At 48.0% G+C, this 12,902-nt stretch carries 13 protein-coding genes and 1 pseudogene; 2 read left to right on the forward strand and 12 right to left on the reverse strand.

All coding sequences use genetic code 11. The annotated features are described in order from the left end of the window. Positions 1 to 19: 19 nt before the first annotated feature. From MSSIT_RS11850 to MSSIT_RS24140, 6 genes are all read right to left on the reverse strand, one after another. Positions 20 to 1,027: an AI-2E family transporter gene (locus MSSIT_RS11850; protein ID WP_148705500.1), complete on the reverse strand. Its 1,008-nt coding sequence runs from the start codon at positions 1,025 to 1,027 to the stop codon at positions 20 to 22. 177 nt (positions 1,028 to 1,204) lie between these two features. Further along, complete coding sequence (locus tag MSSIT_RS11855; RefSeq protein WP_048172607.1) at positions 1,205 to 3,559, reverse strand: arylsulfatase; 2,355 nt, start codon at positions 3,557 to 3,559, stop codon at positions 1,205 to 1,207. Positions 3,560 to 3,769: 210 nt separating this feature from the next. After that, positions 3,770 to 4,117, reverse strand: a complete 348-nt coding sequence (locus MSSIT_RS11860) for a DUF1269 domain-containing protein (RefSeq protein WP_231589781.1) — start codon at positions 4,115 to 4,117, stop codon at positions 3,770 to 3,772. A 1,156-nt stretch (positions 4,118 to 5,273) separates the two neighbouring features. Then, positions 5,274 to 6,383: a mechanosensitive ion channel family protein gene (locus tag MSSIT_RS11865; protein WP_048174739.1), complete on the reverse strand. Its 1,110-nt coding sequence runs from the start codon at positions 6,381 to 6,383 to the stop codon at positions 5,274 to 5,276. A 394-nt stretch (positions 6,384 to 6,777) separates the two neighbouring features. Continuing rightward, positions 6,778 to 7,338, reverse strand: coding sequence for a DUF1269 domain-containing protein (locus tag MSSIT_RS11870; protein ID WP_048172609.1), 561 nt, complete (start codon positions 7,336 to 7,338; stop codon positions 6,778 to 6,780). Continuing rightward, positions 7,289 to 7,546, reverse strand: coding sequence for a hypothetical protein (locus MSSIT_RS24140; RefSeq protein WP_197080265.1), 258 nt, complete (start codon positions 7,544 to 7,546; stop codon positions 7,289 to 7,291). The genes MSSIT_RS11870 and MSSIT_RS24140 overlap by 50 nt, the downstream gene beginning before the upstream one ends. A gap of 153 nt (positions 7,547 to 7,699) precedes the next feature. Between MSSIT_RS24140 and MSSIT_RS24800 the strand changes: the two genes are divergently transcribed. Next, positions 7,700 to 7,852, forward strand: coding sequence for a hypothetical protein (locus MSSIT_RS24800; protein ID WP_231589782.1), 153 nt, complete (start codon positions 7,700 to 7,702; stop codon positions 7,850 to 7,852). A 66-nt stretch (positions 7,853 to 7,918) separates the two neighbouring features. Here MSSIT_RS24800 and MSSIT_RS25720 read toward each other — a convergent pair. The 3 genes and pseudogenes from MSSIT_RS25720 to MSSIT_RS23265 all read right to left on the reverse strand — a co-directional run bounded on the left by MSSIT_RS25720 (position 7,919) and on the right by MSSIT_RS23265 (position 9,623). Continuing rightward, a pseudogene (locus MSSIT_RS25720) lies at positions 7,919 to 8,295 on the reverse strand (S-layer protein domain-containing protein). A 277-nt stretch (positions 8,296 to 8,572) separates the two neighbouring features. Further along, positions 8,573 to 9,133, reverse strand: coding sequence for a DUF1269 domain-containing protein (locus MSSIT_RS11885; RefSeq protein ID WP_048172614.1), 561 nt, complete (start codon positions 9,131 to 9,133; stop codon positions 8,573 to 8,575). A gap of 235 nt (positions 9,134 to 9,368) precedes the next feature. Next, positions 9,369 to 9,623, reverse strand: coding sequence for a hypothetical protein (locus tag MSSIT_RS23265; RefSeq protein ID WP_148705497.1), 255 nt, complete (start codon positions 9,621 to 9,623; stop codon positions 9,369 to 9,371). Positions 9,624 to 9,916: 293 nt separating this feature from the next. Between MSSIT_RS23265 and MSSIT_RS23270 the strand changes: the two genes are divergently transcribed. Beyond that, positions 9,917 to 10,198 (forward strand): hypothetical protein, encoded by a 282-nt coding sequence (locus MSSIT_RS23270; RefSeq protein ID WP_048172619.1) that lies wholly within the window; start codon positions 9,917 to 9,919, stop codon positions 10,196 to 10,198. Between the two features lie 40 nt (positions 10,199 to 10,238). Here the strand turns inward: MSSIT_RS23270 and MSSIT_RS11900 are convergent, their stop codons facing one another. The 3 genes from MSSIT_RS11900 to MSSIT_RS24810 form a co-directional block, all read right to left on the reverse strand. Further along, positions 10,239 to 10,772: a DUF1269 domain-containing protein gene (locus MSSIT_RS11900; RefSeq protein WP_048172621.1), complete on the reverse strand. Its 534-nt coding sequence runs from the start codon at positions 10,770 to 10,772 to the stop codon at positions 10,239 to 10,241. A gap of 300 nt (positions 10,773 to 11,072) precedes the next feature. Further along, a complete protein-coding gene (locus MSSIT_RS11905; protein ID WP_048172622.1) occupies positions 11,073 to 12,146 on the reverse strand; it encodes an AI-2E family transporter in 1,074 nt (357 codons plus the stop codon). Positions 12,147 to 12,478: 332 nt separating this feature from the next. Then, on the reverse strand, positions 12,479 to 12,844 hold the full coding sequence (locus tag MSSIT_RS24810; RefSeq protein WP_231589783.1) for a hypothetical protein: 366 nt from the start codon (positions 12,842 to 12,844) through the stop codon (positions 12,479 to 12,481). Between the last annotated feature and the right edge of the window lie 58 nt (positions 12,845 to 12,902).

Raw genomic sequence — 12,902 nt, forward strand, 5'->3', positions numbered from 1 at the left:
GTCCTGTGCCCTCGGCTCTTTACTTCTCCGCGAAAACCCCTTCCTCGCGTAAGCGGTGCACCGTCTGTATCACAACTGCAGTCAGCGGCACTGCCAGTATCATGGCCAGGAATCCGCCGACAACACCGGATGCGATCGTAACCAGGAACACAACCAGCGGGTGAATCTTAAGAGTTGTCCCCAGAGCCCAGGTATTTATGGCATTCTGAAGCGCTCCGTTGGATATGGTCACAGCCACCGCAATAATCAGTGCGGTTTCCGGCCCCCCGGAACCAAAGGCGATAATTACGGCAAAAGCCCCGCCAATGAAGGCGCCTATGTAGGGGATGAATGAAGTAAAAAAGTACAGGATGAGAATCGAGCCTATAAGGGGCACCTTGAGGATGATCAGGGGAATGACCACCACGATCGCAGTGATCGCCGCAGTGATCGCAGTTCCCCGGAAATAGAGGCGTATGGAACGGCTGACGTCGGCAACGATAGCAGCACCTGTCCCGGGTTTTAGGTTGAACTGCCGTGCCAGCCAGACCTCTATTTCGGGCCCGTCCCGCAGGATGAAAAAAAGGATGAAAACGCTGAAATAGATCCCGATCAGGAGCGCTATAGCACTCGAAAATGTGCTGCTGAAAAGCCCGATAATGCCCTGACCCAGTGCAGGCAGGGAATTCGAGAATGCGGTGCTGATGGAATTGAGGGTTTCCTCTTTGACCTGGAACTGCAGCAACCAGGCCTGCAGGCTTGCCCATCCGGCTTCGAGCTGGAGGACGATTTCGGCTCCCTGGTCAATGAAACCTTTTACCAGGATAACGAACAGGGCGGCAACACCCAGAAATATAAACAGCATGGTCAGTACCGTGCCGATATTTCGGGGAACACGCCGCCGCTCCAGTATGTCCACTAGCGGCCGAAAGACGATGCCTATCACCACTGCGATGAGCAACGGGACGGTGATACTGCTCACTGTTGCAATGACGCTGAGGACTGTACTGGCGGCGAGCATGATGCCAAGGAAGAGCCAGCTAGCCACACCTGCACGGCGCAGCCAGTACGGTGCACTTCTGGAAAATTCGCTTTGAGAACCTTTGTACGTGATGATTTATCCCCCATGATAGATCTGGCAGTTACCGGACCGCCAGGCCTTTGTCCTATCTTTACTGTATCACCAGAGCCGCACAGATATCGGTTTAGTGGATAGTTAAGCTGCTTATTGCCGCGCCATGACCATCCGCATCCCAACTTCCTTATCCTCGATCAGTTTGCCGCTCACATCCACGGTCACGCTGTAGATTTTGCCCGTAAACTCAAAGGGAGGCCGGTAGTCGGGTGTGACCGGAGCCCCGGGAGCCGAGCCGCAGGTAACCCCGCTCGTTAGTCCAAGCATAAGTGGGGTCGTTACCGGAACCTCAGCCTGCCCGACCAGGTTCCCGTCTATATAGAGCTGAGCCCTTCCAGGTGCGCCTTTTCCGCTGGCAACATCCGGCTCCCCGGTCACCTCGAACTCGAAACGGAGTTTATGCCGACCCTCAGGCACCTTTTCACCGGATTCGACATGATAAAGAGCCCTTGCTACGTAGTTGTGTACCCAGTGCAGTTTTCCGCCTTTCATATAGAACGAATATCCGGCGTCAATACCCCCATGGGCAAGCAGAACCCCTTCAGCGCCTCCGACAGGGATTTCCACATCGGCTGTGATGCTATGCGGGCGGTTGAGCACACTAACTGCTGCATTTGCTGGAATCGCCTGGGTTCCGGGATAATAAGTGTAACGCGTTCGATCCACTGCTATTTGCGGCCGCTCATCAGCAAGGCGCAGCACTCCCCGGGCATCGATAGGTAACACATTATATTTCCCTGCCTCTGCATACCAGGTGGCAATCATCTCGATCAACTTCGGCCGGTTTTCTGCAGCCACATTCTCGTTCTCTGTCCAATCCTTCTGAACATTGTAAAGTTCCCAGCCTGTTGCATCCAGCTCGGTTAACTTTTCTGCCGAAATCGGTTCGCCGAAGGGTTTTCCTGCTTCAGTGAAAGAAGGACCCGGCCAGGGACACACTGCACGCCAGCCGTCGTGATACAGGGAACGGTGCCCCATCATCTCGAAATACTGGGTGTGGTGTCTGGAAGGGGCATTTGCATTTCCCAGGGTATGTGCAAAACTTACACCTTCAATGGGCGACTGTGTTACACCTTTGATAACCGTCAGAGGCTCAATCCCCAGGCATTCCAGGATCGTAGGAACCATATCGATAGCGTGGGCGTACTGTGTGCGGACCTCGCCTCTGGCACTGATCCCTCCGGGCCAGTGGACAATAAAGGGATCGCTGACGCCTCCGCGGTACGTTTCTCGTTTCCAGCGGCGGAAGGGAGTATCTCCTGCCCATGTCCAGCCCCAGGCATAGTGGTTGAAGGTCTCCGGGCCTCCAAGTTTATCAAGCCGGGTAAGGTTCTCTTCGAGTGATTCGGGCACGTTGTTGAAAAACAAATTTTCGTTGACCGAGCCAGTGGGCCCGCCTTCGGAACTTGCACCGTTGTCGGAAATCACCATGATCAGGGTGTTTTCAAATTCTCCCATGTCTTTCAGGAACTGCAGCAGCCTTCCAATATGGTAATCGGTATGCTCAAGGAAACCGGCAAAAACCTCCATCATGCGGGCATAGAGCTTCTGCTCTTCAGGCGAACATTCTCCCCAGGGCTTGACATCCGGGTCGTGGCGGGAGATTTTTGCGTCTTTTGGGACGATCCCCAGCTCTTTCTGTCGGGCAAATGTTTTTTCCCGGTAAGCCTCCCAGCCGTCTTCGAACTTGCCTTTGTATTTGTCCGCCCATTCCTTAGGAACGTGGTGAGGAGCATGCATGGCTCCGGGGCAGAAGTACATGAAAAAAGGCTTGTTGGGAGCGACCTGTTTGGAGTCGGCAATGAACTGGATAGCCCTGTCTGCCAGGTCCTCGTTCAGGGTATAGCCTTCCTCGGGAGTTTTGGGAGGGCTTACGGGATGGTTGTCGTAAACCAGCTCAGGATAATACTGGTGGGTTTCGCCTCCTAAAAAGCCGTAATAGCGCTCAAACCCTCTTCCTAAAGGCCAGCGGCCATAGGGCCCTGCTGACGCGATCTGGTCTGCTGGTGTCAGATGCCACTTGCCGACGGCATAGGTATTGTAACCGTGTTCCAGAAGCATCTCTGACAGAAACCCATTTTCAAAAGGTATGTACCCGTTGTAGCCGGGATAGCCTGTTGAACCCTCGGTGATGCAGGCCATGTTGTTCGAATGATGGTTTCGCCCTGTCAGGATACAGGTGCGGGTGGGAGAACACAGGGCCGTTGTGTGCATATTGTTATAAACAAGCCCTCCTTCTGCCAGGCTGTCCAGATTGGGTGTATTAATGGGTGAGCCGTAACAGCCGAGCTGTCCGAAGCCGGTGTCGTCCAGCACAATAAACAGGACATTTGGAGCGCCTTCTTTAGCTCTCCGGGGTTCAGGCCAGGCTGATTCGGACTGGTCTGCCGTCCGGCCTATTACTCCGGGGAAGGCGGTTCCGGGTTTGTATTCTTTTAATGGCATTTCTCCTCCTCTCAGACTTGGATTTTCCGAAAATACAAAAAAATAAACCTGAAAAAATACTCAAAAATAGAAACGGGGGAAGGAATTGACGTTTTCTCCTTTTCCCCATTCATTTTATTCAAGAATCTCTTGCAAGAATCACTGTTTTTACTTTTTCAGCAATTTCAGGAAATATTTTTAATTTCCGGAAGATGGTTTTCCAGTCAAATTTCAGTGTGCTGGAGCTGCTGCTTCTTCTTCTTCGGCGAATACTTCGCGTAGTTTGTCTTCTTCTTCCTTTGACAGGTTGGAAGCGATGAGTTCGAACTTCATTCCCCTTGTAGCTTCGACTACCTTATCCTGCACGGCATCGCTGGTAAGTAGAAAGAGGGCAGAGGTGCCTTCGGTAACTTTACTGCGGACAGACTTGATGAAATCATCACTGATCCCCACATCGGCAAAGGAGGCGGACAGCGCACCGATAGCTGCCCCGACGACCATCCCGAAGATCGGAACCAGGAAGATCAGGCCGAATAGCATGCCCCAGAAAGCTCCACTAAGCGCGCCTACCCCGGTCATGCTGGTTAACTGCTTCGTTTTTGGTTTCTTTTTGCCCATAGGCCAGGAAACGATTGCCGCGTCCTGCAGGGTGATCAGCTGTTGCTTGCTCAAATCCTCTATCACTTGGAGTGCGTGTTCTGCACCGCCAGGGGTGTCAAATTTTAAAACGGTTAGAGTTGCTATATTCATGACCTCCTTTTATTTCAGATATTTTGCTGGTCCTTGTTTTTTGATGTAAACCTGTGTTTTGATGCCAGCCCGCCGGAGAGGGGAAACTGTCATCTCCACTACCGTTTTTCAAATCTTGAAACAGCCGGGGCAACATGTCTTCTTTCACGACTTACACATTTTCTGCTGTCTTAGCAGCATAAGTAGCCGGAAAGTCTACTCAAAGTCCACAAACCGTTTTGTGCCGGGGTCAAGGTAGTATAGCTTCTAACAGGGAAATCCGCAGTATACTTTTTACGGTTTGTTCCCATGTAAGTTCACACAGTCAACAGATATCAATATCCTGCATAGCCAGAGCTATTCAGGGCGAGATGAATTCCATTTAAATTCTGGTTATTATCGGCTTGAACCTGAAGGCTTGAAATTCGTCAGGTGTTTTTCATTATTCCCTAAACCTGCCTGTCAGGTATCTGCCGGTAAATTTTGATGTTGTTAACCCCAGAGGAACCTTCGAGACCACTATCCCCAAGCTCGATGTTCACTAGTTCGCTTTATATAATTCTTCTTTTATACATATTATCCTATGCATGTTGATTTATTTTGTTAGGTCTGCTGAAATGGATTGTTCCTTTATTTTGAAAAAAATGGCTAAGTTATGATGTTTTCTGGCCCAGCAGAATTGCATTTGGCACCCGAGTTTTGCTTCATGTAAAAGTGATCAGGGAATCGATAACCTATTTCTTTTGCTTTTTCTGCTTTTTTGCAGGGCTTCCAGACAGGCTGGTAGAGGCGCCCAATGTACCTATGAATTGAAAAGCCGTTCCAGGGATAAAGAAAAGTATTCTTTCAGCCCATGGGCATTTCTCCAATGTATTGTTTCTCTTAATTGCGGTGTCGTTTTGTTGGGCCCTTTATATCCGGCTGGCGGCCCGGTCCAGGTCGCACGCGGGTCAGGGGAATAAAAAGGAAAGCGTCCTCCGGCCACCGGAATAGATTAACTGATTAATCAGGAATCACCTGTATCTTTGCCCTGCCTGGAAATTTTCAGCTCCTTATCCCGATCCGCAAAATGAACAATGATGTCGGAAGAAGGCATTAATATATTCGCGTTTATCAGGGCTTTATATATTGCCGTGTTGAGCCTGTCCTCTGAAACTCTGGTTTCCACGTAGTTTTCGATCCAGCACCTGGCTTTGAACCTCACTCCTGATCCGGTAAACTCGAGTAAGAGAGCCTGTATCGGTTGTTCGTGCATGATCCAGGTTTCCTGCTTCATAGCCTCAATAATCAGGTTTCGTACATACTCGATATCAGGACCGTAGGATACAACTACATCGGTCTCAACACGGAACATCCTGCCGGGTATGGAATAATTCGTGACAAGATCCACCCCGATAATGGAGTTTGGGATTACTACCAGTCGGTTATCCCTGGTGAGGATGCGAGTCGACCGCCATCCGATTTCTATAACATCTCCCCAGGTATCGAGTTTTTCTATACGAATGCGGTCTCCGATCCTGAAGGGGCGGTCGATTAGCAGCACGATCCCTGTAATTATATCCGCAAGCGTCGCCTGGGCTGCAAGACCAATTATGATTCCTCCGATACCCAGGGCAGTAAGGGACGCGGTAAATGCGGCTCCTGTGATCCCGAAATGTTCAAGAAGCACAATTATGGCCAGAAAACCGAAAACCAGAAAAAATATGTATTGTAGGGTGCGGATAATTCGCTGGTCGATCTCTTCCCTATCTTTCAGGGGCACCCGGGAGAGATACCAGTTTGAAGCAATGGATATGAGGCGAAAAATAAAGTAGACTCCTATACACCAGCAGAGAAGGAAGAAGAAGTCATCCACGAGTCCTGCATAGAACCTGGATTCACTGAACAACTTTACTATGGCTTTCAGACCCCACAGCACGATGAAAAGCATCAGAAGGCTTTCCAGAAGGCGGAGAATCCGGTCATCAGCTTTTGTTTCTGTCTTTTTGATCATCGGCCAGAGAAGGTGCTTCAGGATTAACCGGCTTACTATTATTGCTCCCATTGTCAGCAACAGAATAACGGCAAGTCTCAGGAGGATTCCACCAAGGGGAAGCACCTGTTCAATCTCAACCATTATATTCCTCCCCAATCTCCGACGGTCCCTGCACCAGAAGCTTTCAGGTATAACGAAAGCTTCAGGTATATTCTTTCTTGCCTGCCTTTTTAAGTCCGAATCTCCCTGATAGTCCACTCACTCGTCGTCTGATTTCCCTGATCAGGTTGATGAAAATAAAGAAAAAATTAGTAACTTTGGAAAAAATAAGCAATTTTCACCTTGTTTTTCCTTGAATTTAAAGATAGAAAAATGGAAATCCGATCTTCTCCATTTTTTTATTATGATTTCGGATTTTTATTGTGATTTCGGACAGCGCAGAGATTATGTGAACTGAAGGCGAGCAATCTCTTATTTGGAGAGTTTATTTCTCTCTATATCATTTCTCGAGTTTCTTCCGTTTCCTTATAGCTTTTCAGGCTGCAGCAGTTGCTTCTTGGGATTTTTGTTCTTCTTCAGCGAAGTTAACTGCTTCTGACAGTTCCTGTCCTACTAAAGCCAGCAGCTCGGGGGTGAGCATGCCCTGGGAAACAAGTACTCCTCCCGCATCTTTGATCGCCTGCTTGAGTTCTTTTGCCCAGAGATGTTCGATGATAAGAATAGCAGCGGCGGTGCCTTCCGGGATTGCATCGGTTACTTCCAGAATATCTTCTTCGGTAATTCCGTAGTTTTCCTGGGCTGCTGCCATTGCTCCTTCTTCCATGCCTATCTCGGCTCCCTCCACACCTCCGGCTCCAAAGCCCAGGAGTCCGCCTACTACGGCTCCGAAATGCATTCTCTCCTCTTTGTCCAGCTGAGAAGCTTCCATATACTTGATGCTTCCATTTTCGTCTTTCCACACGAACAGCAGGTCAATGAGCCTGATAATTCCCTTTTCCATGATTGACCCAAGTTCACGCCTGATCTGGCCGTGGAAATCCGGATTATCAAATACTATTACTAAGAGCTGCATAGGTCCATACATTACTTCTGCCATTTGTTTTCCCCCTGTTGAAGTTCTTTTTCTTTCTCTTTCTCTTTTTCTTTTTCCTCTTTTTCTTCTTCCTCTGCTGCCCGCCTTCCGTTAACCTTTTCTCTGTTTCCCATTCCTCATTAAAGGGGGCAAAGGCTGTCCGGATAAGCCGTGAAATCTCCCGCATCTCCGCGGCTATCTTCCCCTTTTCCCCCTCTCCGGAATTCAGCATCCGAAAAACAGTTTCGACAGCATCAGCAATGCTACATATAAAATCCAGTTTATATAAACTCGAGCACATATAAAAATGCACATAAGATCAAAAAATTCCGGAAACAGGAACAAGAAAACGGAATTAAAAAAGAGCAGGCTAAATAAAAAGAATTTGAAAGAGAAAAGGGTGAGGAAAACCCTTCACTCGGAATTTATTTGTTTCTTCTGTATTGAAGAACATTCCCTGGCCGATTTCCTCTTCGGATCCCATGGAAAGGGCGAAGTTATCTTCATTGCTGATGGTAAGGGGGTAGCCCTGGATTGAAACATCGTCGAGCTTACCAAATTTGTCATCCGACTCTATGGTCGTTGCGTTTGCGTAGTCAATGAGTCAGAGCTCTTCGATCTGGGCAATGCTGTCTACTGCGCCCTGGAAGACCTGGTTGACATGGACTCTGAAAACAACGACATCGTCTTCGTCTTCAATGTCATCAAGTTCCACATCCCGGGTGCTGCCGGTAGTGTTGCCGTCCGTCGCGACTGAAATGATTTCGTCATCTACGTATTCTCCGTCCCTGGCGATTCGAGCCAGACTTTCTCACCGTCAACATCGACCTGCTTTGCTTCGAGGATATAGCCTTCCCCGAGATCGAGGATTTCCCCGGTTCTGAGGGTGTACTTGTCATCACTGTCAAGAACGAGCATGGCAAGTTTATCAGCTCTGTCAGGTTTGAGCGGGATGAACTTCTGTGCACCGAACCCGATCATTCTGTAGTTGTCCCAGCCAGCAGCCGGGTTATAGTATTCGTACCCGACAGGACTGAAACGGACAAAGAACTTACGTAATTGATATGGGATCTAAATAAAAATGGAATCTAAACAAAAATGGGATCTAAATAAAATATAGCATTGAGCCTTAAGAAAATGTATAAAATAAGAATGAAGGAACTGTTTCCACTTCCCTCCCTACACTTTACTTTATTCAGAAATCGTTGTTTTTGCCATGCAACCAATTCCCGGAAACTTTCCGTTTCTTCGCGGCCTTTCAGACTGCAGCAGCTGCTTCGTGAGATTTTTGTTCTTCTTCAGCGAAGTTAACAGCTTCTGCCAGCTCATCTCCAACTAACATCAGCAGTCCTGGGGTGAGCATTCCCTGAGAGATAAGTACCCCTCTTGAATCCCGGAGCGCCTGTTTTAGTTGTTTTGCCCAGAGGTGTTCGATGATGAGGATAGCAGCGGCGGTGCCTTCCGGGATTGCATCGGTTACTTCCATAATATCTCCTTCGGTAATTCCGTAGTTTTCCTGGGCTGCTGCCAGAGCTCCTTCTTCCATGCCTATCTTTGCTCCCTCCACACCTCCGGCTCCAAAGCCCAGGAGTCCGCCTACTACGGCTCCGAAACGCATTCTCTCTTTTTCGTTCAGCTGTGTTGCTTCCAGAGAGGTAACATTTCCATCATTGTCTTTCCATACGAACAGCAGGTCAATGAGCCGGATAATCCCTTTTTCCATGACTGACTCAAGTTCGCGGCGGATCTGGCCGTGAAATTTCGGGTCTTCGAATGCAATAACTAACATCTGCATAGGTCCATACATTACTTCAGCCATTTATTTTCCCCCTTTGAAGATCATCTTTTCTTCCCTTCTTTCTCTTCCTCTGCTGCTCACATTCTGTTTACCTTTTCCCTGTTTCCCCATTCTTCACTGAAGGGGTAAGACTATCCGGATAAGCCGTGAAATTTCCTACATTTCCGGTGGCTATCTTTCCCTTTTACTCTTCTCCGGAATTCAGTACTCGAAAAACGGTCTCAGCAGCATTGGCAATCTACATATAATACTAAATTTATATAAAATTGAGCAGATACAAAAACGCAAGTTTGTTATCCTGCGCCCAACACAGGATGGAGTCGATGGCCAGGGTCAACAGAAAAAAGGTGCCGGCGGCGAACATCATGGCAAGGCTGATCCATCGCCCGCGGCTTTTTTGTGCAGATTCATAATCATGATGTGGAGGCTGATGACCGGCACCCATGCAGGAAAGAGAAGCGGCACCCAGTAACTGAAGCTGATAGTCACCAGTAAGATGAGCGTGCGCCACCGAATAGGTTAAAAAGGTCAGTCAGCGCGGCATGATGCGGGTGCGAAACGCGATGGTGCCCAACGAGATTATGAATACGCCTGCCATGCGAATGGAATAGACATTGGTGATGGTAAACATCAGCTTCCTACTAAAGGTGTATACGCCGCCGGTAATCACCAAGTCCGGTTCAAGAGCATATCTGGTCAGGAGCCCGCCCGCCAATGCCGCCGCGACAAAAAGTGTAGCCCCAGGTACAGCAATCCGCTGCCAATGAACACGCTCGAAAAGAAACGGTCCTCTAACTGTCCTATGTGGTCGCGCATCACACCGATGAACCACAGGAAGGCGATCCCGGCGAATGGCACTATGCTCAGGCCCCGGCTACGGTCTTTGCTTGCTCCTCCAACCAGAACCGCCGGCGGACCGGAGGGAATAGAGAGCCGGATGAGCACATTGGAGGTGATATGCAGCACGGCAAAGAGGATACAAAAGGGCAACCTGTGGAACTGCTGCTCTTTACCCCTAACCAAAGAGCAGGTCAGCTCCGAAAGTCGCCTTCAATTCATGCTCTTTTCCAGAATGAATATGGCTAGTGTGCCTTCAAGGACAGTTATGTCTAAAGTAGCAGTTGTTTCACTGTGCCGGAGGCTTTTCAACTTCCCCGGCTGCAAAGGCCGCAATCTCTCCTGAAAGCTCGTCTCCCACAGTCAACGTCACCACATTGGCATTGTAACTGCTCATGCTGTTGATGACCCTTTCGCTGTAAATGTTTTCGAGCAAGAGCAGGAGAGCCGAACTGTCGGGTTTCAGGGCATTCCCGAGTTCTTCTAAGTTACCTTTCTTGATTGGGCGCCCGAGGTATTTCCCGGCAACGCCACCGATCACAGCTCCGCCTACGACCCAGGCCAGCACGCCTGCGGGCCCCCCTATGAGAGCCAGAACTCCGCCGCCAACCGCTCCGATTGCCGCACCGAGAACTCCCCTTCCCGGTTCGTGGATGTGTACCTTTCCTTTTTCGTCATGTTCGACTACTGCCTGTGCGACAATTTCATAATTGTCCAGTTTGCCTTCAGACTTTACTTCCTTGAGGATTTCTTCTGCTTTTTTCTGTCCGTCAAAGCAAAGCGCCACAATGTTATAGACTTTTGATTTTTCTTCTTTTCCCATAGATATTATTCCCCACTTATTTAGGTTTCTTGATGTGTAGTCCTGACGGACTATCTATCGTATTTCCTTTTAATAAATGCTATTTTGTAATATATATCTCTTCACACATGTTTGCTTTCGCAGAATCTTGTTTTTGTTTTGAAGGTTCTATCTCTTTTGAACAAAAAGGAGGTTTTATTAGAGGGAGATATACGGTGGAAATCAATAACTCTATAAAAAAGATAGAATCGGGCAATCAATTGTTTTCGGATCAGGGGTTCGGAGCAGCACCCATGAATCCGGTTGCAAGGGGTTGAGATCTCAGGCTCCATTTTCGTCTTCTTTTTCCTCCACCTGATCTCTGGTCCCACTTGATTCCATCAGTTTAGCTATCAAGCGTGTATCCTCGGAACTTTCCAGAACTATTTTTACAACCATTGTGAGAGGTACGGCAATCAGCGCACCTGCAGCTCCAAGTATGAAGGACCAGTAAAACAAAGAAAGGAATACAATCGTCGGAGATAATTTCAAACCCTTTCCTGCAATAGACGGGAAAACGACATTTTCCACAAGTGCATTGATAATAGTGGCGATGGCAAGGACAGCTACTGCCCCTATAAGCCCGTATTTGAACAGGCCAAGGAGCATAGGTGGAATAGTGGCCATATAAAAGCCAAGATAAGGGATGTAACCGAAAAGGAAGAACAGGAGACCCCAGAGGAGAGCAAAATCTATACCTCCGAGAAGGAAAATGATGGCAACTCCAATGCCCCCAAGCAAGTTGGTTTCAGTTCTCAGGAGCATGTAATTTATGACGGTTCTGCTTAATTCGGCAAACTTCGAAAGCGGGGTTTGTTGATCTCCAGCTTCTTTTTGCACCCTATCTGGTACACCTGCAGCATCCAGAAGTAAAAAAGTTGTCGTGACAACAATGAGCACAATTGTTGAGCCGGCACTTAAAGCTCCTGTAATAATTTCCCCGGACACATTGAAGGCAAATGCTGCAAGACCTTGCAGTACCTCATCAACGGAGTATCCAACTTTGGGCAAATATGCCGAAATACTGTTCAGAATAATCTGCGACTGGATTTGATAGTCCGGAATCTGGTCACTTAGCTGGATTAAAGAGCTTACGAACAGAACAGCGGTTCCAAAAAAAGCAAAAATGAAAAAAAGGATTACCATAAAAACGCTAGCTGTCCCGGGAACCCCTTTTCTGATGAGCCAGCGAACCAGAGGGGCAAAGATTAGAAAGGCAAAGAGAGCGAAAAAAACCGGTACAAGTACAGTCGAAATCGCCTTCATACCGAGTGTAAGGAAAATTGCTGCAGTGCTGTAAATTAAAATTTTGGCTGGTGTTAAACCAGTATTTGAATTAGTATTTATATCCCCCAATCTTTCTTACCCCCAATTTTTACTTCCTACTTTCGTTTTCCAAATTCATACAGGTCAACTTCCCTGTTCTGTTCCGAACTTCCACGCATATAGGTTGAGGAAAATTAAAAATCAGTAACTTCACATCCTGTTTTTTCAGTAGAATTTAATAACGGAAGAAGGTAAAGACCTATTTTATCCATTTTTTAATTAATGTGTTAAGTCCCTAATTTGACACATATAAGTATAAAGTCCAGTATATATATAAATTAACATATATAGTATCTGGACCAAGATTTAACTGGTAGGAAAGGAAGAACGGGATTTAATCGGGAATTATCAGCCAGGATGACTCAGGAGTAGGAGTTTCTCTTTGCTGCGTTCTCTCTTGAGTTCATGTTCATGCTTTCGGCAACGTCAAAGCCTTTACGTACAGGCAGTTCCTTCACTTCTCTCCGTTCCGGTGCATCGTCTGGCAGTGCAGCTACTATCCGTGAATACCAGTTACCTGCAGAGCCTGCGGAAATCCCGTGGGCAAAAATACTTATGAGGACTATAGTAATCACAGCAAGGTTTATCGTTTCAAGTCCAGGAATTCCTTTTGCCTCTTCCACAGCAATGAATAATAGGACGACTGATGCTAGCCCTCTGGGCCCGGACCAGCCCAGGAAGATGACAGTTTCCCGGTGCAGTTTCGTACCTATCAGGGAGATTCCCACAGGGACCATCCCGCTAAAAAAACCGCCACGAATCCGCTTCCTTCCACCGTATCAGCCA

The organism is Methanosarcina siciliae T4/M, from assembly GCF_000970085.1.
In the GTDB taxonomy this organism is placed as follows: domain Archaea; phylum Halobacteriota; class Methanosarcinia; order Methanosarcinales; family Methanosarcinaceae; genus Methanosarcina; species Methanosarcina siciliae.